Annotated in this window: 16 protein-coding genes and 1 pseudogene; 1 reads left to right on the top strand and 16 read right to left on the bottom strand. The window is 33.6% G+C overall.

The window, feature by feature from the left end:
• Positions 1–190 precede the first annotated feature (190 nt).
• The 8 genes and pseudogenes from NSQ19_RS01830 to NSQ19_RS01795 all read right to left on the bottom strand — a co-directional run bounded on the left by NSQ19_RS01830 (position 191) and on the right by NSQ19_RS01795 (position 7,099).
• A complete protein-coding gene (locus tag NSQ19_RS01830; protein ID WP_340702258.1) occupies positions 191–352 on the bottom strand; it encodes a hypothetical protein in 162 nt (53 codons plus the stop codon).
• 206 nt (positions 353–558) lie between these two features.
• Positions 559–1,656, bottom strand: a pseudogene (locus tag NSQ19_RS01825) (nucleotide sugar dehydrogenase); the annotation flags it as partial.
• A 25-nt stretch (positions 1,657–1,681) separates the two neighbouring features.
• A complete protein-coding gene (gene rfbB / locus NSQ19_RS01820) occupies positions 1,682–2,707 on the bottom strand; it encodes a dTDP-glucose 4,6-dehydratase (protein ID WP_340702257.1) in 1,026 nt (341 codons plus the stop codon).
• Positions 2,708–2,710: 3 nt separating this feature from the next.
• Positions 2,711–3,556 carry a dTDP-4-dehydrorhamnose reductase gene (gene rfbD, locus NSQ19_RS01815; RefSeq protein WP_340702256.1) on the bottom strand — a complete coding sequence of 282 codons (846 nt, stop codon included), beginning with the start codon at positions 3,554–3,556 and terminating at the stop codon, positions 2,711–2,713.
• Between the two features lie 2 nt (positions 3,557–3,558).
• Complete coding sequence (gene rfbC, locus NSQ19_RS01810; protein ID WP_017550923.1) at positions 3,559–4,122, bottom strand: dTDP-4-dehydrorhamnose 3,5-epimerase; 564 nt, start codon at positions 4,120–4,122, stop codon at positions 3,559–3,561.
• Positions 4,123–4,137: 15 nt separating this feature from the next.
• The gene (gene rfbA / locus NSQ19_RS01805) at positions 4,138–5,016 is read right to left on the bottom strand and encodes a glucose-1-phosphate thymidylyltransferase RfbA (RefSeq protein WP_017550924.1); all 879 of its coding nucleotides are present in this window, start codon (positions 5,014–5,016) and stop codon (positions 4,138–4,140) included.
• A gap of 276 nt (positions 5,017–5,292) precedes the next feature.
• A complete protein-coding gene (gene wecB / locus NSQ19_RS01800; protein WP_017550925.1) occupies positions 5,293–6,447 on the bottom strand; it encodes a non-hydrolyzing UDP-N-acetylglucosamine 2-epimerase in 1,155 nt (384 codons plus the stop codon).
• The gene (locus tag NSQ19_RS01795; protein WP_340702255.1) at positions 6,437–7,099 is read right to left on the bottom strand and encodes a glycosyltransferase family 4 protein; all 663 of its coding nucleotides are present in this window, start codon (positions 7,097–7,099) and stop codon (positions 6,437–6,439) included. Before NSQ19_RS01795 ends, wecB begins: the two co-directional genes overlap by 11 nt.
• Before the next feature lie 149 nt (positions 7,100–7,248).
• Between NSQ19_RS01795 and NSQ19_RS01790 the strand changes: the two genes are divergently transcribed.
• On the top strand, positions 7,249–8,559 hold the full coding sequence (locus NSQ19_RS01790; protein ID WP_013858128.1) for a transposase family protein: 1,311 nt from the start codon (positions 7,249–7,251) through the stop codon (positions 8,557–8,559).
• A 180-nt stretch (positions 8,560–8,739) separates the two neighbouring features.
• Here NSQ19_RS01790 and NSQ19_RS01785 read toward each other — a convergent pair whose 3' ends face one another.
• From NSQ19_RS01785 to NSQ19_RS01750, 8 genes are all read right to left on the bottom strand, one after another.
• Positions 8,740–9,264: a glycosyltransferase family 4 protein gene (locus tag NSQ19_RS01785; protein ID WP_340702254.1), complete on the bottom strand. Its 525-nt coding sequence runs from the start codon at positions 9,262–9,264 to the stop codon at positions 8,740–8,742.
• Positions 9,265–9,279: 15 nt separating this feature from the next.
• The gene (locus NSQ19_RS01780; RefSeq protein ID WP_340702253.1) at positions 9,280–10,575 is read right to left on the bottom strand and encodes a hypothetical protein; all 1,296 of its coding nucleotides are present in this window, start codon (positions 10,573–10,575) and stop codon (positions 9,280–9,282) included.
• Positions 10,576–11,310 carry a glycosyltransferase family 2 protein gene (locus tag NSQ19_RS01775; protein WP_340703158.1) on the bottom strand — a complete coding sequence of 245 codons (735 nt, stop codon included), beginning with the start codon at positions 11,308–11,310 and terminating at the stop codon, positions 10,576–10,578. It abuts the gene before it with no gap.
• A 260-nt stretch (positions 11,311–11,570) separates the two neighbouring features.
• Complete coding sequence (locus NSQ19_RS01770) at positions 11,571–13,034, bottom strand: transposase (RefSeq protein ID WP_340702252.1); 1,464 nt, start codon at positions 13,032–13,034, stop codon at positions 11,571–11,573.
• 312 nt (positions 13,035–13,346) lie between these two features.
• On the bottom strand, positions 13,347–13,640 hold the full coding sequence (locus tag NSQ19_RS01765; protein ID WP_340702251.1) for a glycosyltransferase family 2 protein: 294 nt from the start codon (positions 13,638–13,640) through the stop codon (positions 13,347–13,349).
• A complete protein-coding gene (locus tag NSQ19_RS01760) occupies positions 13,633–14,745 on the bottom strand; it encodes a hypothetical protein (protein WP_340702250.1) in 1,113 nt (370 codons plus the stop codon). Before NSQ19_RS01760 ends, NSQ19_RS01765 begins: the two co-directional genes overlap by 8 nt.
• On the bottom strand, positions 14,742–16,007 hold the full coding sequence (locus tag NSQ19_RS01755; protein ID WP_017550930.1) for a flippase: 1,266 nt from the start codon (positions 16,005–16,007) through the stop codon (positions 14,742–14,744). Before NSQ19_RS01755 ends, NSQ19_RS01760 begins: the two co-directional genes overlap by 4 nt.
• Positions 16,008–16,554: 547 nt before the next feature.
• Positions 16,555–17,253: a sugar transferase gene (locus tag NSQ19_RS01750; protein WP_340702249.1), complete on the bottom strand. Its 699-nt coding sequence runs from the start codon at positions 17,251–17,253 to the stop codon at positions 16,555–16,557.
• Between the last annotated feature and the right edge of the window lies 1 nt (position 17,254).

Raw genomic sequence — 17,254 nt, 5'->3', positions numbered from 1 at the left:
TTCCGTTTTACAATATTTTCCACAGGAATGAGTAGCCTAATCTATTGAAACTCGCCCAAAGCCTCAAAAAGTGATAAAATTCTGGCACTTATAATAAGCAAATTTATCCTATTAAAATCAAAAACTCACAATTTCTTTTTATATTTGTCATAATGTTTCTACAAACGTCTTTTTTCTTTAGTGGAATAAATCAACGAACTTTAATTGTCTGAATGCTTACAGTTTCAGGGGATATAGCATTTTGGCAAGGGCTCTTTCCTTTATCATATTGTTGTGCAGAGGATTGTATAAAACTCAGTTGATCATCCCAATGCTCTAGTAACTCTTTCTGATTTAGTTTATATTTTTCCAAAGCGATTCACCTCTTCACCATAAATTTCAATTAGAGCTTGCTGAACGACTCAGATTCAGTCAGATACAAACCACGCCGGTTATCAAAGTATAAAATAGTGTTGTGTGAAAAATTTTGAAAGTTGGGCGTATGCCAATTATCATTCTGACAAGCACTCTTCTAATACTTCGCCATATCTCCAGCGAGATCCAGCTAAGAGCAATCCTTCAATCCCTGCTAAACAAATCCCTCGTGTACACCTTCTTCTCCACATCAACCAAGTCATCTGATAACCGGTTTGCCACTATGACATCGCTGATCTGCTTAAACTCTTCCAAGTCATTAACTACGCGGGAGTTAAAGAACTTCTCTTCATGCAGTACAGGTTCGTATACGACTACTTCAATGCCTTTTGCTTTGATTCGTTTCATGACGCCTTGGATGGCGGATTCTCGGAAGTTGTCGGAGTCAGTTTTCATAGTGAGGCGGTAAATGCCGACGACTTTCGGGTGTTTCTTGATAATCATTTCGGCAATGTGGTCTTTTCTTGTTCTGTTCGCATCGACGATGGCTTGCATGATGTTGTTCGGAACGTTCTCGTAATTGGCGAGCAACTGTTTTGTGTCTTTAGGGAGGCAGTAGCCGCCGTAGCCAAACGATGGGTTATTGTAATGGCTGCCGATCCTCGGATCGAGCCCGACGCCTGCAATGATTTGTTTCGTGTTTAATCCTCTCACTTCCGCATACGAGTCTAATTCATTGAAAAACGCAACCCGCATGGCAAGATAAGTGTTGGTAAATAGTTTAATGGCTTCTGCTTCTGTCGAATTCGTGTACAATACAGGAATGTCATCTTTAATTGCACCTTGAGCCAATAATCCTACAAAAACCTTGGCCTGTTCTGATTGCTCTCCCACTATGATTCTCGAAGGATATAAGTTATCATATAAAGCCTTGCCTTCACGTAAAAATTCAGGAGAGAAGACCACATTGTCTGTTTCAAACTTTTCTTTTATCATTTCAGTATATCCAACTGGTACAGTTGATTTAATCACCATAATGGCATTCGGATTAATCGAAAGCACATTGGCGATCATAGCTTCCACAGTTCTCGTATTGAAATAATTTTCTCAGGGTTATAGTTTGTCGAGGTAAAAATGATCACATACTCGGCATCTTTGTAAGCCAGATAGTTACCTGCTGTCACTGTAAGATTTTACTTTTGTTATAAGATATTCCTCAATTTCAGGGTTCACAAGTTTGAGCTCTTAATATTTGATACTATCCACTTTTTCATGGATAGTATCAAACAAAATCACTTCATTTATTGAGTCAAATATTTCCAGATAATTATTTGCTTAATGTATATTGCTTCGCAAAATATGCCTTGTATTCCCCGCTGATGATCCGTTCCCACCATTCTTTGTTATCCAAATACCACTGGATTGTCTGGGAAATTCCTGTCTCAAACGTGTACGTTGGTTTCCAACCGAGTTTTTCAAGTTTTGAAGGGTCAATGGCGTACCGTTTGTCATGTCCTGGCCGGTCTTTGACAAACTCTATGAGATCGTCTGATTTCCCTAAAGTTTTAATGATCGTTTTGACGACTTCCAGGTTTGTCCGTTCATTGTGACCGCCGACATTGTAAACTTCACCATTTACACCTTGATGCAAAACCAAATCAATAGCGGCACAATGGTCATGCACGTGCAGCCAGTCGCGTATGTTTCCGCCGTTACCATAAACCGGTACTTTCTGGTCATTTAGCACACGGGAAATGGTCAAAGGAATCAGTTTTTCCGGGAAATGGTAAGGGCCATAGTTATTTGAGCAGCGGGTGATGTTAATTGGCAAACCAAATGTTTCGTGATATGCCCGAACCAACAAATCTGAAGAAGCCTTGCTTGCACTGTATGGGCTATTGGGCTGAAGCGGCGTTTTTTCTGTAAAAAACGTCGTTGTGTCAAAGTCCAATTCACCGTATACTTCATCTGTGGATACATGCAAAAATTTCTTCACACCGACTTCTTTTGCTGCATCAAGCAATACTTGCGTCCCCAGTACGTTCGTCCGCACGAAAATTTCAGGATCCGTAATAGAGCGGTCTACATGGCTTTCCGCCGCAAAATGTATTACAAAATCAAATTTTTCTTTTCTAAACAATGGAAAAATCGTTTTACGGTCAGCAATATCTGCTTTGATAAAATGGTAGTTTTCCCTATCCTCAATTGAATGGTGCTTTGTTAAATCCCCTGCATAAGTCAGCAAGTCTAAGTTATAAATATCATAATCCGAATATTTATTGACCATATGCTGGACGAAGTTTCCACCTATAAAACCGGCCCCACCGGTTACCAATACTTTTTTCTTTGCCATATGTTACACCCCAAGCTCCTTCAGATAATGTGCCAATGCTTCTTTCCATGGACGTAAAGGTTCAAAACCGTTATCCCGCAGTTTCTGTTTGGACAGCCGCGAGTTTTTCGGTCGAACTGCCTTTGTTGGATATTCTTCTGTTGTAATGGCATTTACTTTTACATTTTTTCCGGCCTGTTTGAAGATGTCTTCCGCAAATTCTGCCCAGCTGCAAAAGCCCTCGTTGGTCGCATGATAAACTCCGTATTTCTCAGTTTGAATCATATCAACAAGCAGTCGCGCTAAGTCAAACGTATATGTTGGAGAACCAATTTGATCCCCGACAACATTGACTTGATCATAACTTTCCGCAAGCCTCAGCATGGTTTTTATGAAGTTCTTTCCGTTTATGCCAAATACCCAGGATATCCGGACTATGAACGCATTAGTAAGTAAGGAACGGACAACTTTTTCAGCTTCGTATTTTGTATATCCATAATAATTAACTGGATTAGCGGGGGCGCTTTCCGAAAAAGGTTCCGTGCCTTCTCCCTTAAAAACATAGTCCGTACTGATAAACATAAATTTTGACCTGGAAGCTTTTGCGGCAGCCGCCAAGTACTTCGTTCCATTTACATTTACATCCCAGCACATCTCTTTTTGCTCTTCAGCCAGATCAACTGCAGTATAGGCTGCGCAATGAATTATCGCATCGGGCTTTAGTTCTTCGACATATTGGTGAACATCTTTTTCATTTGTAATGTCAAGATCCTTCTGTCCAATGCCGATCATCTCTAGTCCGCGATTTAACCCTTCTTTTACAACGTCATAACCAAGCTGACCAGTATATCCTGTAACTAATATTTTCATGTTTACTCACCATAAACAAAATTAATTTTGGCTTCTTCTAAAAAAGGTGATTTTTCATCTTTAGCTGATAAAATAGGTTGAATGTCATGTATCGGCCATTCGACATGAATCGTTGGATCATTCCAACGGATCCCACGGTCGCATTCCGGCGCATAGAATTCATCCACTTTATATTGAACCTCAACATCATCGGTTAACGTCATAAAGCCATGTGCATAACCTTTCGGAATCAAAAGTTGTTTTTTATTCTCTGCACTCAGCTCAATTCCAAACCATTTGCCAAAAGTTGGGCTGCCTTTTCTTATGTCAATAGCCACATCAAAAATTGTACCTCTTGTGCAACGGACCAACTTGGATTGTGCTTTTGGATTCAATTGGTAATGCAACCCACGCAATGTTCCTTTTGCAGCAGAAAAAGACTGGTTATCTTGCACAAATTTAATATGAATTCCGGATTCTATAAAATTTTTTTCATTGTATGTTTCCATAAACCAGCCTCGATGGTCGCCAAATAACGCCGGTTCAATGACAAATACACCTTCTAAATCTGTTTTAACAATATTCATCTTTTTTCCCCCTTTTTAATATTTGATTTTTCCTTCTGCAACTTTAATCAGATACTGACCATAACCCGTCTTACTTAGCTTCTCTGCACATTCGAGTAATTGCTCCTTCGTGATCCAGTCATTAATAAAAGCAATCTCTTCCGGAGCGGAAATTTTGATACCCTGATGTTCCTCTACAGTCTTAACAAAATTTGTTGCTTCCACTAATGTTTGATGGGTACCGGTATCAAGCCAAGTAAATCCGCGCCCTAATAATTCTACATCTAATTCACCCATTTTTAAATACGCCTCATTAATCGAGGTAATTTCCAATTCTCCCCGTGCAGACGGTTTTGTTTCTTTGGCAATGTCAACAACACGATTGTCATAAAAGTACAAACCAGTAATTGCATAATTGGATTTTGGTTTTTCTGGTTTCTCTTCTACACTTAAGACTTTTCCATTGCTATCAAATTCAACAACCCCGAAACGTTCAGGATCTGGAACATGGTAACCAAAAACAGTAGCTCCACGCTGTTTTTGTGAAGCCCTGCGTAAAATACTCCTCATTCCGCTTCCATAATAAATATTGTCGCCAAGAATCATTGCAACAGAGTCATCACCTATAAATTCTTCACCCAAAATAAACGCCTGAGCTAAACCGTCCGGGCTGGGTTGAATTTTATATTGTAATGATAAACCAAATTGTGATCCATCTCCCAATAAATTTATAAATCTTGGTGTATCTTCTTTTGTAGAAATTATTAGAATTTCTCTAATTCCTGCAAGCATAAGGGTGGAAAGTGGATAATAGATCATCGGCTTATCGTAAATTGGTAGTAATTGCTTACTTGTAACCATAGTGAGTGGGTAAAGGCGTGTGCCGCTTCCTCCAGCTAGAATAATTCCTTTCAAACTATCTTTTCCCCCTCTAAAATTATATGTTTTTCTCAACTTTTTACGGATAAAAACTCATAGTAAGATAATTCAACTTTTCATATCTTACAAAAAAATCATTTGTGAATCCTCTTTTCCTTTCTTCTGCCAGACAATAAATATTTATTTGATATCGGGATAAATTCAATAATTTTAGTTATATAAAGGAATCTAAACATTGTTAAATTTGTTGCCCGATGCACTGACTTTGTCTCAATGTCAAAATTTAAGTTCGTTTTATAAATATATTTTTTATTATTTTCCTGGAGAAAGATACTGCTCTGGCTTTTTATTTCTCATACCAAAATAATATAAAAGAGCTTCAACAATTCTTTTCGATGCAAGACCATCACCATACGGGTTTGATGCCTTTGCCATTTTGTTATATTTTTCTTCATCATTTAATAACTGGTTTGCAGATGCAAAAATAGACTCTTCATTTGTACCAACCAATTTTAATGTTCCCGCTCTTATTCCCTCTGGTCTTTCAGTAGTATCTCTCAATACTAAAACTGGGACTCCTAAAGAAGGAGCTTCTTCTTGAACCCCTCCAGAATCAGTCAGAATTAAGTAGGCCCGTGAAGCAAAGTTATGAAAATCTACTACATCTAAAGGCTCTATCAAATGCACGTTTTTGTTATTTCCTAATATTTCATGAGCGATATCTCGAATTGTTGGATTTAAATGAATAGGATAAACTACTTTTAAATTTTCATTTTCTTTTGTTAATCTATTAATTGCTTTAAAAATATTTTTTAAGGGTTCTCCTATATTTTCTCTTCGGTGGGCCGTTAAAAGCAACATCTTATCTGAGCCAATTGTTTCAAGAACCTCATTTTTATACCCTTTATTAACCGTGGTCTTTAAAGCATCTATTGCTGTATTACCTGTAACATAAATTGAACTTTCGCTTTTTCCTTCTTTTATTAAATTATCCTTAGATTCTTTTGTAGGAGAGAAATGCAAATCTGCTATAACTCCAGTTAACTGCCTGTTTATCTCTTCAGGAAAAGGTGAATATTTCGTATATGTCCTTAGACCAGCTTCTACGTGTCCAACAGGTGTTTTATTATAAAAAGCAGCAAGACTAGCAATAAAAGTTGTAGTGGTATCCCCATGTACAAGAACAATATCCGGTTCAACTTCTTTTATAATTTTCTCTAATCCATCTAATGCTCTAATTGAGATACCTGATAAAGTTTGCCTGTCCCTCATAATATTTAGATCATAATCTGCATTTATATTAAATACTTTTAGAACTTGATCTAGCATCTCTCTATGTTGTGCAGTAACAGTAACTACGGTATCTATTTCATCTCTATGTTTTTTTAATTCCAATACTAAGGGAGCCATTTTTATAGCTTCAGGCCTAGTACCAAATACTGTCATAACCTTAACTTTACTTTTCATTATTATCCCTCATTATGCTACTATTTTTCTCACTCAATAAATCAAAGTATACCGATAGTATCTTTTTATTCATTATATCACTTGTATATAACTTTTTATATAATTCATATCCATTTATGCCCATATCTTTTAACATTAATTTATCAATTTTTTTTAGTATAGTAATTAAATCTTCCTCATTATCATACAATAATCCGTTATAGTTATGTTTTATAATATCACTTAATGGTTTAATGTTACTGCATATGACTGGTTTGGAATTTCTCATAGCTTCGATAGCAACTAGTCCGAAACCTTCCCATCTGGATGGAATTATTACTCCATCGAATCGAGCAATATAATCGTCAATCTTTTCATTATCAATCCATCCAAACACTGACACATTATCTGGTAAATTATTAAAAAGCTCTTTTCCAAATTCATTTAAGATTGAATCACCAAAGATATTCAAACTAAGATTATTAAAATGATTTTTTTTAAATATATTTACTAATATATCAATGCCTTTAGCATAATCAAATCTCCCAAAATATGCTAAATTTATAATATGTTTGTCTGACTTTTCAATGGGAACGGTATATATAGGAGGTCGAACCCCGCTACAGCTCTGAGGAGTAAAAATTTTTCGTGATAATTTAACTATTCCCCCCAAAAATGCGGCTAAATATGTAATAATTTAAATAATTAGAGCTTGCTGGACGAATATTTTGGCATGGCTTAGTGACAAGTCGAATACAAGCTAAAATTTGATTCGTTCAGCAAGCCCTAATTAAACTTGGCTGTTTTGAGGGGGTTTTTATTTTGGTTACTAGAAAAGAAAAAAGAAATCGTGAAAAAGAAGCAAATTATTTTTTCGAGTTCCTTAAAATTCAGAAGCATTTTTTCAAAGACCTGATGAATAACCTAAAAAAGGTAGCAGACCACCGACATCAAAGCTATATCACTTATGGTCCAGAGGTCCTTTTATTTACGATGATGTTGAAAAATATGACCGGCCTAAAATCCATGAGAAACATGAGTGAGAGTTTTAATAAAGAAGAATGTATTAAAAATGTAGGGAAGGTGTTAGGCTTAGATTCTCTTGAAGAACTTCCACATTATGATACAATTAACGACTTTTTATCTGGCTTAGATGTAAATGAATTAGAAAAAATTAGAACGTATATGATTAAAGAATTATTGAAAAAAAGGTCTCTCGAGTCTTATCGAATTGAAGGAAAGTACTGGGGTGTCATCATTGATGGAACTGGATTACACACCTTTCATGAGAAACATTGTAAACACTGCCTGAGACGGGCATATACAAATAAAGAAACAGGAGAAACGAACGTACTTTATATGCACCATGTACTTGAAGCCAAGCTTGTCGTGGGGGATATGGTCTTCAGTATTGCCTCCGAATTTATCGAAAATGAATCAGAAAATGTTTCTAAGCAAGATTGTGAATTAAAAGCCTTCGACAGGCTGGCAAAGAAAATAAAAAAAATATTTAAAAGACTACCGATTTGTATCTTGGGAGATAGTCTCTATGCATGTGAAACGGTATTTAATCTGTGCAGGGCGCACAAATGGAAATATATATGCAGATTTAAGGAAGGGAGAATTAAAAGTATCTCGACGGAGTTTAAGGCAATAAAAGAGCTGGAACAAAGTAAGGATCAGAATTCATTAGTTTGGGTGAATGATATTGCCTACAAAGACAGAACGGTCAATCTGATGGAGGCCACAATGAAAACAGAGGATGGGAAATCGAAAGAGTATGTATTTATAACGGATATTAAAATCACGAAAAAGAACGTGGAACGACTCATCGCTGCAGGAAGAAGCCGCTGGAAGATTGAAAATCAAGGATTTAACGAACAAAAAAATAATCGTTACAATATAGAACATGCCAATAGCCAAAACTACACAGCCATGAAAAATCATTATTTATTAGTTCAAATAACAGATATTATTAGACAGCTGTTTGAAAAAGGTTCGTCAATCTTAAAAGCACTCAAAAAAACGGCAAAAGAAAAATCCTCAAATCTGTTGGAATCGTTTCGGACACGCATTTTAACAGACGAGGATTTCACCCATTTAAGTAAGCCAATACAAGTAAGGTTTACTTAATGGTTATATTATAGCAAAGGATGTGATGTAAAAAAAGGTTTTTTTGAAGTTATCCACAATTTTAAAAAAGAAATTTGCAAATTCGGCTCTTTTTGACTTTGAAAGCAGAAAAAATAGATGGAAAAATTTTCTAAATGTGGATAAGTCATTTTATCATAAAACATCTAAAAATTGATGAATTTACTCTTCAGAACTGACCCCGCTAAGAATTATTTGCATTTTAGAAGCCGGTAATTTATACTTTAATGCATTAGCATGTTCTTGGTAAGATACGTTGATTATTGCATCTGTTTTTATAGACAATAACTTTTCTATAAAAGCATATAACCGCTTTTTTGAATTGGATATTTTTTGTGAAAAACTCCACCCATGTGAGCAATACACAATTTTAAATCGTTTCTTTTTAAAAAAATAAATAGTTCTTGTAAGGAGACCTGCAAATGAACTGTGAATATGGACGATGTCTGGATTAAACAGATCAATTTCTCTTTTAATAAAAAATAAAAATCCAATGGTCCTCATTAAGTTTCCTCGGTTATAATCTTTATACTTTTTTATGATAACATTAGAAATGTTAATGTCCTCGGAACCATTCTTGCTAAGTAATAATAAAACTTCATTATCCTTTTTTTGATAGTTCGCCACTTCTTTAATATAAGTCGCGACGCCACCACTTACATATTCCCCAACGTGAATAATTCTCATTTTTAACACCTACATTTATTCTTTTGAAAAGAATATTTTTTTTGCATAAATATTCTTAGCTAAAACATCATATAAAATCTGCGATATTCTAAATAATAACCAAAATAATAACAACATAATTAATGTATTAATTATGTTGTAAGCTAGCGAACCATTTACCAAAAATACATAAGTTCTTAATAATATGAAGCCATATGCTGTTCTTTTAAAAAGAGTATTGCTTGTTTTAGCTTTAAAAAACAAAAAGTGAAATAAAAAACCAAAAATTAGCATAGAAAAATACGTAAAATACTGGCCAAATAATATATAAAGATATGCGAAACCACCAAGTGTTACAGACACAATAAAATTGTTTGTTGTTAATGGTGTGCCTGTAAGTAAAGAAGATACAACCATCTCAACAGGAAAGTTTGCGCTCTTAAAATTAATGATTCCATTTGTATATTTATCTATATAATACTGAAATTCGTTAATAAAAGGATGTAAATTTTGATAAGCGTGTAAAAAACTACTATTATTTATTGTAAAGTATCCAGCTAATGACGCTTGTTCTGTCGCTCGATTTAAAAGATAATTTAATGAACTATTAATAGAGACAGCGCTTACGCTTTTGTAATTTAAGCTCATCACAATAGCATAAATTATCGCTACAACAGCAAAAACTATATTTCTTAATTTAAATAGATTAGGGATATACCATTTTTTATTGCTAATTGAAGTCACTAAAAAAAACTGTAAACAAATTGTGAGTAAAGCACCTTTAAATCCAGTCAATAAATTAAAAAAAACATACAGTGCCCAAGTTATTAAAAAAAATTTTTTTGTTTTTGAAGAATTATACTTATAAAAAAGTATTGATACCATTGTGGATATAAAAGGTAACCCAAATAATAACATACGACCAGGTATTCCAAACAAACCAGAAGATGAAAAGTTAAATCTATCCATTTCGACATTTGAAGATAAAATTGGAATCCCACCAACTGCAAAATGATATACAACAAACAGTTCAACTATAAGAAAAAAAGCAAAGATCGAAAAGTAACTTTTATTATCAATTATATCTTTATTATTTTTTTTTATTCTTTGCTCTTTCTTAAAGATATAAAAGAGAATATATCCTATTAAAAATAAATAATGATTTACCAAGACTAGAATGGATAAATGAGTATCATTTTTCAAATCCAAGGTATAATAGCCAATAAAAATGGGTATTAAATTTATAAACGTTAATGTCAAAGGGTTTATTTGGAATTTATCAATAATAAGAACAATAATAATCAATATAATAAACAACAAATAAAATAACATTTAACCTATCCTCTCGTTTAGAAAAAAGTCATAAAAGGCTCTATATAATGGCTTAAACAAATAAATTTCACGGTTTTTTAAAAAAAATATACTTTTTAATATAAACCTGTTAGTTAAAATCAGCCAAAAGTATTTTTTGTAAAATTTACTTGAAAACTTAAGGGCGCTTAGATTACTATAATATTCTGCTTGTATAGATTTTTTATTATTTAAAGACCTACTACCCGCGGAACTTCCACCCTTGTGATATATTATACTTTTTTGTGACCACCCCAACTTATAACCAAATTGTTCTAATCTTTTTGCATAATCAAGTTCTTCATAATATAGAAAGTAGTTTTCATTAAACATACCAACCTTGGTTATAACATTAAACGGGACAAACATGGATGCTCCGCATACATAATCAAAACCTTCTGCTTTTCTAATTCTTTCTAATACATTAATCTCAAATCCACTTAAATTTGGCTTATTTATTGTTAGAATAGCATTGTAACGGCTACCTCCACCAACTTGTATTTTAGTTTTATCATAATATTCTATAATGGTTGTCCCAATCATACCACACTGTGGATTTTTTTTTGCATACTCCAAAAGATAAATCAGTGAATTGTCATCCACAATTGTATCATTATTTAAAAACCATATATAATCATACCTTTTCTTAGATTTATTAATATACTTTATACCAAAATTAAGAGCTCCTGCAAATCCATTGTTTTTTTTATTTTTTATTAAGAGCCTCTGCCAAAATAAAAATATACACTTGAGCGAGGCTCTGGAAAATTAATTATCCCGATTTTTTTTTGCCTTTTCATCCAGATTTTCAATTTACATCCATTACATCCAGATTTTTAATTCAATAGAAGTAAAACGGTCATTTTCCTTCAAAAAAAGGGCATACGTATCCCGCCTTCACAAAATGGTTTTTTTCACTACCCTTTGTGGAAAGAAAACGTTCATTTGAGTTATTCACATATCCACCTGTGAATAACTTAATTTGCTCTTTGCAGCCGATTGCGTGTCCATCCACAATTGGCCTTTCCTGTCTGATGGTACGCCATATTTGCCATGATATGCATAGATATCATGCATCGATCTACATGAGCTTCAACTGCCTGCTTCCCACGCTTGTGAACACGACGGAGACTGTATCCGTCTTTTAGAATGCCAAAGATTCTTTCGATGATCGTCCTGGCACTATATAACACTTCAAATGTGCGACCATGTTGCGGCAACTCGACATCTACTTGAGGCGTTTGATCAAAGTCTATCCTAAATACTCTTCCTTGTGCTGCCCCATTACAACATTCCGCGTGATTCGCTAGCGGGCAGGTGAGACCTTCTTGCTTGGCATTTGGATGAAATACAGGACAAGTGTAAATATATTGCCCCTTTTCCCGATCAGATCCTCTAAGTTCCATTTTATGTCCACTGATACAGATGGGAGTGCCGTACCGGTTGATTTTTTCAATCCCCCGGGCGGTAGTTGGTTTATCTTTACGGTTCCGTGGATTGATCGGTGCCACCAATTTCGCCTGTAATACATCCTTTGTCACTTTTTGATTTTCCGGCGTTTGGTAGATTCCATCTGCCAGGATAAAGCTCAACTGCTCAGCCATCTCGGGGTGCTCTGCCTTAAACGTTTCCAATGTCGGTTCTAATGTTTTCCCATCGGGTGTATTTCCTTTAAATACTTCCCGCGTCAAAGGCAAACCGGATTTCACCCCGCATACCATTGATAATTTATGCGCAATATAGGAGACTGCATTACTTTTACGCATTACCCCTACATTGTCGTCCGTAAGGACTCTGGGGCAATCGCAATTACCCTCACAAGAACACGTCTTCCTTGTTTTATTCAAGGTTGCTTCTGCCTCTATATGCGATGTATCCACGGCGGCTGCTTCCTCATTCGTTTCAACCACGCCTTCCCCTTTATTATATTCAACAACCAATAGCCGGGCTTTTTCCCAAAGACCATTTGTTGTCATGATTTGATCAAAACGAGCAAAGGAACGGTAGCTCGGAATTTTCTCCGTAAATCCACACATGGTGGCAAATAGCGGGTTTGATTTCACTTGCAAATAGACACTCTCCACCATCACTTCAATATACTGTAAAGAGGCCAGTTCAAAAGCACGAAAAAAGGGCATGAAAGGATGCGGTTTTCTCCCAGTGGAAGGGAGATGAAATAATGAAGACGCAGACTTGTCTTCTTCCTCCGTTATTGAAAATAGTGCCGGTTGTATTTCATTAGAAGGATCATGTGCTCTTTCATTTTTTAGGTGCAAATATAAAAGGGTGTAGTATTCTCGTTCAATCGGCTTAAAAATCTCCCATGGGAAACACATGGCTGGAATGACAAATGGTATATCGGCATAGTCTTGCCAATTGTGGGGAATCAAATTTTGTTGTATTGAAAAGTCTCTGGTTTGTGTTAGAATAGAAATAGTCATGAAATCACTCCCTGGATATTTGCTCGTACTTATATCTTAGCAAAGGAGTGGCTTTCATGGCTCTTTTTTTTCAAAAAAAATCATCCTTTTCCGTTTTACAATATTTTCCACAGGAATGAGTAGCCTAATCTATTGAAACTCGCCCAAAGCCTCAAAAAGTGATAAAATTCTGGCACTTATAATAAGCAAATTTATCCTATTAAAATCAAAAACTCACAATTTCTTTTTATATTTGTCATAATGTTTCTACAAACGTCTTTTTTCTTTAGTGGAATAAATCAACGAACTTTAATTGTCTGAATGCTTACAGTTTCAGGGGATATAGCATTTTGGCAAGGGCTCTAAGATTAGGGTGCTAAAATTATTGTCCATATTTAGCTGGTATTCAAAAGAATCCTCGTATTGATAACTAGATGCCACTTTGCCATTTGAGTGAATCCAATTATTAATCATTTTTACAGACTCATCGGTAGAAGCATTGTCAACAATAATAACATCTAAAAAAAATGTATCAGTTTGCAAATTAAAAATTGTCTGAAGACATTCTATGGTATCTTTCCAACCGTTGAAGTTAGGTATAATTATGCTAACTCTCTCATTAATCATTAGCCTTTTCCCTTCTCCTTAATATTATGCTTTCTTCAATTATGGAAACAGCACGCTTTGTCCTTTCTTTCCAAGTGTTTTTTTTCAAAAATTCAGTTACTTCTTCCATATCTTTTTTGGGTTTTAAATTTTCATTAACTAGTTCATAAATAATTGAATATAGTTCTTGATAACTATTATAAAAATATATATAATTTTCAAATCTTTTTATCTCATCATAATACACACTAACAACGGGCTTTCCTGTAAGTAAATATTCATACAGTTTAACAGGATCAACTGATTCTATAAGTCGATTTAATTTAAAGGGCATAATAAAGCAATCAAAATCACTGACAATTTGCATCAATTTATCGTGAGACAAGGGTCCATAATACGTGAAATTTTGTGATTTAAAAGAGCGCTTACTCTTATATGGTCCTATTAAATGAAGATGAACATTAGGAAATGAGCTTAAAATTTTATCTAATTTTTCATAATCAAACCAATTTTCAATTGTTCCGAAATAGCACAAATTGATTTTATTATTTCCATTATTCTTAGAATCGGATCCTAAATATTTTATTGAATTAATTCCATTTCTAAGTAAATGTATTTTACTTCGATCAGCTTTATATCTTTCAATTATTTTATTCATAAGGCTGATACTTGAGCAAAAAACTAAATCTGACTGTAATACAGTCTGCTTCTCAATTGTTTGCAAATAATCTTTGTAGTTGTTATCAAATTCAAGAATATCATCCATACAATCATATATTATAAATTTATTCAAGTGCTTTTTCTTAATAATTTTAAATAACTTGGGATGTGTTATCCAAATAATATCCGGTTTATTTATTGTAATTAATAAATTTATGATTATGCTATTAAATAACTTTAGCAAGACAAAAATAAATTTGCCGCCCTTTAAGGAAAGTGGTAATATTGGTACCTTACTAAAGTTTGCTCCTTTATTGGATTTCATCAAACTTTTTCTATCTAGTTGAATAACATAACATAAAACTAACTTATTATATAAGCTTAGATTCTCTGCTAAAAAATGAGGCCTTTGTTTAATCCATTTCCAATCGACGTGTTGTATATACAAAATTCTTTTTTTTCTCATTTTCCCCACCATACTAACTTTATAAATTTATCTTTACTTTGAATCGATAACAGCATTGAAATACTTAAAGTGACTTCACCTATTATTACACTTAAAATACTACCCCAAATTGATATACTTGGAGCTAATAAAAAGAATAACAATAAAGTGACTAGTGTTGATATAAAAAAAGATTTGCTGTAAATTTTTGATTTCCCTGAAGCGACTAAATATTGTATTCCAATTAAATTATTAAATATAGAAGAAATAATCCATATTGTAAACAGGTTTAAATATTTAGCGTATTTTTCAAAATCTATACCATACATTAAAACTAATATGCGGTTAGAAAACATTAATACAGCTATACAAATAATTAGGCTAAAAAGGATTATAAATTTTCCAAGTTTAATTAACATAGAAGTTGCTTTTTCTTTATCAAGACTAAATTTATTACTAAAATAAGGGAATAGAGCTTGAAAAACGGGGGAAAAGACTCCGGTAATAGATTTTACTAATTTTTCTATGGCAGCATATATTCCCACAATCTGACTACTTTGAAATAATCCCAAAATAAAAGTCCCACTTGAGGATAGTATATTCGTCATAAAAGATGTGGTAAATATATGCCATCCGTCCACTAACTCTTGTTTTATTTTTCCTATACTTACTCTCGTTAATCTAATTTTTAATTTAAAATGAATAATATATATACTTGCCAGTCCGGCAATAAAATAGGGTAGGTTATAAAAAAGATTAGCAAGTTTGACATCGCTTGGGCTTTTGACAAATAAAAAAGTTAATACTACTGTTATAATTCTTCCGAATAAACTTAAAAAGGTAATATATTTCATTTTTTCTATTCCTTGAAAAAGCCAAATGGGATAAATAACATTCCCAATAACTGAAATAAACGAAATAGCATATAAATTTATATAAACATTAAATTTTACAAAAGAGATAACAATAGAAAAATATACTAATATAGAGACTAGTAATAAACTTATTTTTATAAGCAATACGGTGCTGTATAATTTAGAGATTTCTTTTTTATTGTTTTTTACTAAAGATGCCTTTCTTGTAGCACTTAAGTCAAAACCATAATTTGTGAGAATAACAAAAAAGCTTGCAAAGGATACAGTAAACATCATTAATCCATATTTATTACTACCCAATATTCTTACCAAATAAGGCAAAGTTATTAGGGGAAATATATATTCTGCACCTTTTACAATTCCTAAAAATAATACATTTTTATACAGTTGATTATTTATTTGTATCATATGCAACATCCATTTTTTAATTTTAGCTAAACTTAATAACTTTTAAGAGAAACTCATAGTAAACCCTATTAAGGTTAAGCAATCATCTATCGTTTATTAAACAAATTAAAAAGTTCCATGAAACGCGCATGCTTATTTTTCCTAATCACTTTTTAAAACCTTTCCTGATGCTATCCTTTATTTATTTGGGTATAACTTTTCTTAGCCTTGGTGATCTTCACTCCACACCAACCCATTTTCTCCATTGAAGACTCCAAAAACCTAAAAGTAATTTCAAATAAAATCCAAATTCTGATTACACTCGAGCCTTCTTATTTTATACTATATATTAAGATTAATTTTACATAAACATCAAGCACCAATTTACATGATGGCGACTTTATGCAGTAATAGTAGAGTGTAATATTTCGTTTTTTTCATACAAGAATCTTATAAGATAGCTCTCCCTATTAAATGCGCAATCAATTCAATTATAAGAAATAAACTTTGGTACCATTATATATGCAAATCAATTGCCCTTTTTCTTCAAATTATACAAGAACTTTTTCTAATAAGCGCTGTTAGGAATAAAAACTATATAAATAGTTTTTAAAATTATTTTTAAATCAAACATTAAAGATCTTTGCCTTATATATTTTATATCTAATTCAACCATTTCATGGAAGCCAACATCATTTCTTCCACTAATCTGCCATAGACCCGTACATCCAGGCTTAACAAGCAAACGTTGCATATCATAATCTGTGTACTCTTTTACTTCCCTGTGGAGTGGTGGTCTTGGCCCCACTAAGCTCATTTCTCCCTTTAAGACATTCCATAGTTGGGGAAGTTCATCAATACTTGTTTTTCGAATAAATTTCCCTATTTTGGTTACACGCGGGTCTTCTTTTATTTTAAACATGGCACCTTCAATTTCATTGTATTTCAAGAGGTCTTTTAGTTTCTCTTCCGCATCGGGCACCATGGAACGGAATTTATACATATAGAATTCCTTACCATTCTTGCCAACCCGGATTTGTTTAAAAAACACGGAACCTTTTGGGTCTTCTAGTTTAATTAGAACAGCAACAATTAAAAATAGCCACGATAAAAAAACAAGCCCCGTAATCGCACCAATTATATCCATCCCGCGTTTTAAAATTGTATAGGCTTTTTTCTCTTCAAATTCAATTTTTTTTGTTGCCTTAACTTTCTGGGCAGCAGAGGACCTTACAGCCGAACTGGAAGCATAACTGGTGTCAGCCACT

It is taken from the genome of Weizmannia sp. FSL W8-1119 (assembly GCF_038008605.1).
Classification (GTDB): Bacteria; Bacillota; Bacilli; order Bacillales; family Bacillaceae_C; genus Weizmannia; species Weizmannia coagulans.
The sequence above is the reverse complement of the archived record's forward strand: the minus strand, read 5'-3'. Positions and strand labels throughout refer to the sequence as shown.

Bases quoted from the DNA above. Each gene is read 5' to 3' on its own strand.
- rfbB (WP_340702257.1), bottom strand. From the start codon at position 2,707: ATGGCAAAGAAAAAAGTATTGGTAACCGGTGGGGCCGGTTTTATAGGT.
- rfbD (WP_340702256.1), bottom strand. From the start codon at position 3,556: ATGAAAATATTAGTTACAGGATATACTGGTCAGCTTGGTTATGACGTT.
- rfbC (WP_017550923.1), bottom strand. From the start codon at position 4,122: ATGAATATTGTTAAAACAGATTTAGAAGGTGTATTTGTCATTGAACCG.
- wecB (WP_017550925.1), bottom strand. From the start codon at position 6,447: ATGAAAAGTAAAGTTAAGGTTATGACAGTATTTGGTACTAGGCCTGAA.
- NSQ19_RS01785 (WP_340702254.1), bottom strand. From the start codon at position 9,264: ATGAGAATTATTCACGTTGGGGAATATGTAAGTGGTGGCGTCGCGACT.
- NSQ19_RS01780 (WP_340702253.1), bottom strand. From the start codon at position 10,575: ATGTTATTTTATTTGTTGTTTATTATATTGATTATTATTGTTCTTATT.
- NSQ19_RS01770 (WP_340702252.1), bottom strand. From the start codon at position 13,034: ATGACTATTTCTATTCTAACACAAACCAGAGACTTTTCAATACAACAA.
- NSQ19_RS01765 (WP_340702251.1), bottom strand. From the start codon at position 13,640: ATGATTAATGAGAGAGTTAGCATAATTATACCTAACTTCAACGGTTGG.
- NSQ19_RS01760 (WP_340702250.1), bottom strand. From the start codon at position 14,745: ATGAGAAAAAAAAGAATTTTGTATATACAACACGTCGATTGGAAATGG.
- NSQ19_RS01755 (WP_017550930.1), bottom strand. From the start codon at position 16,007: ATGATACAAATAAATAATCAACTGTATAAAAATGTATTATTTTTAGGA.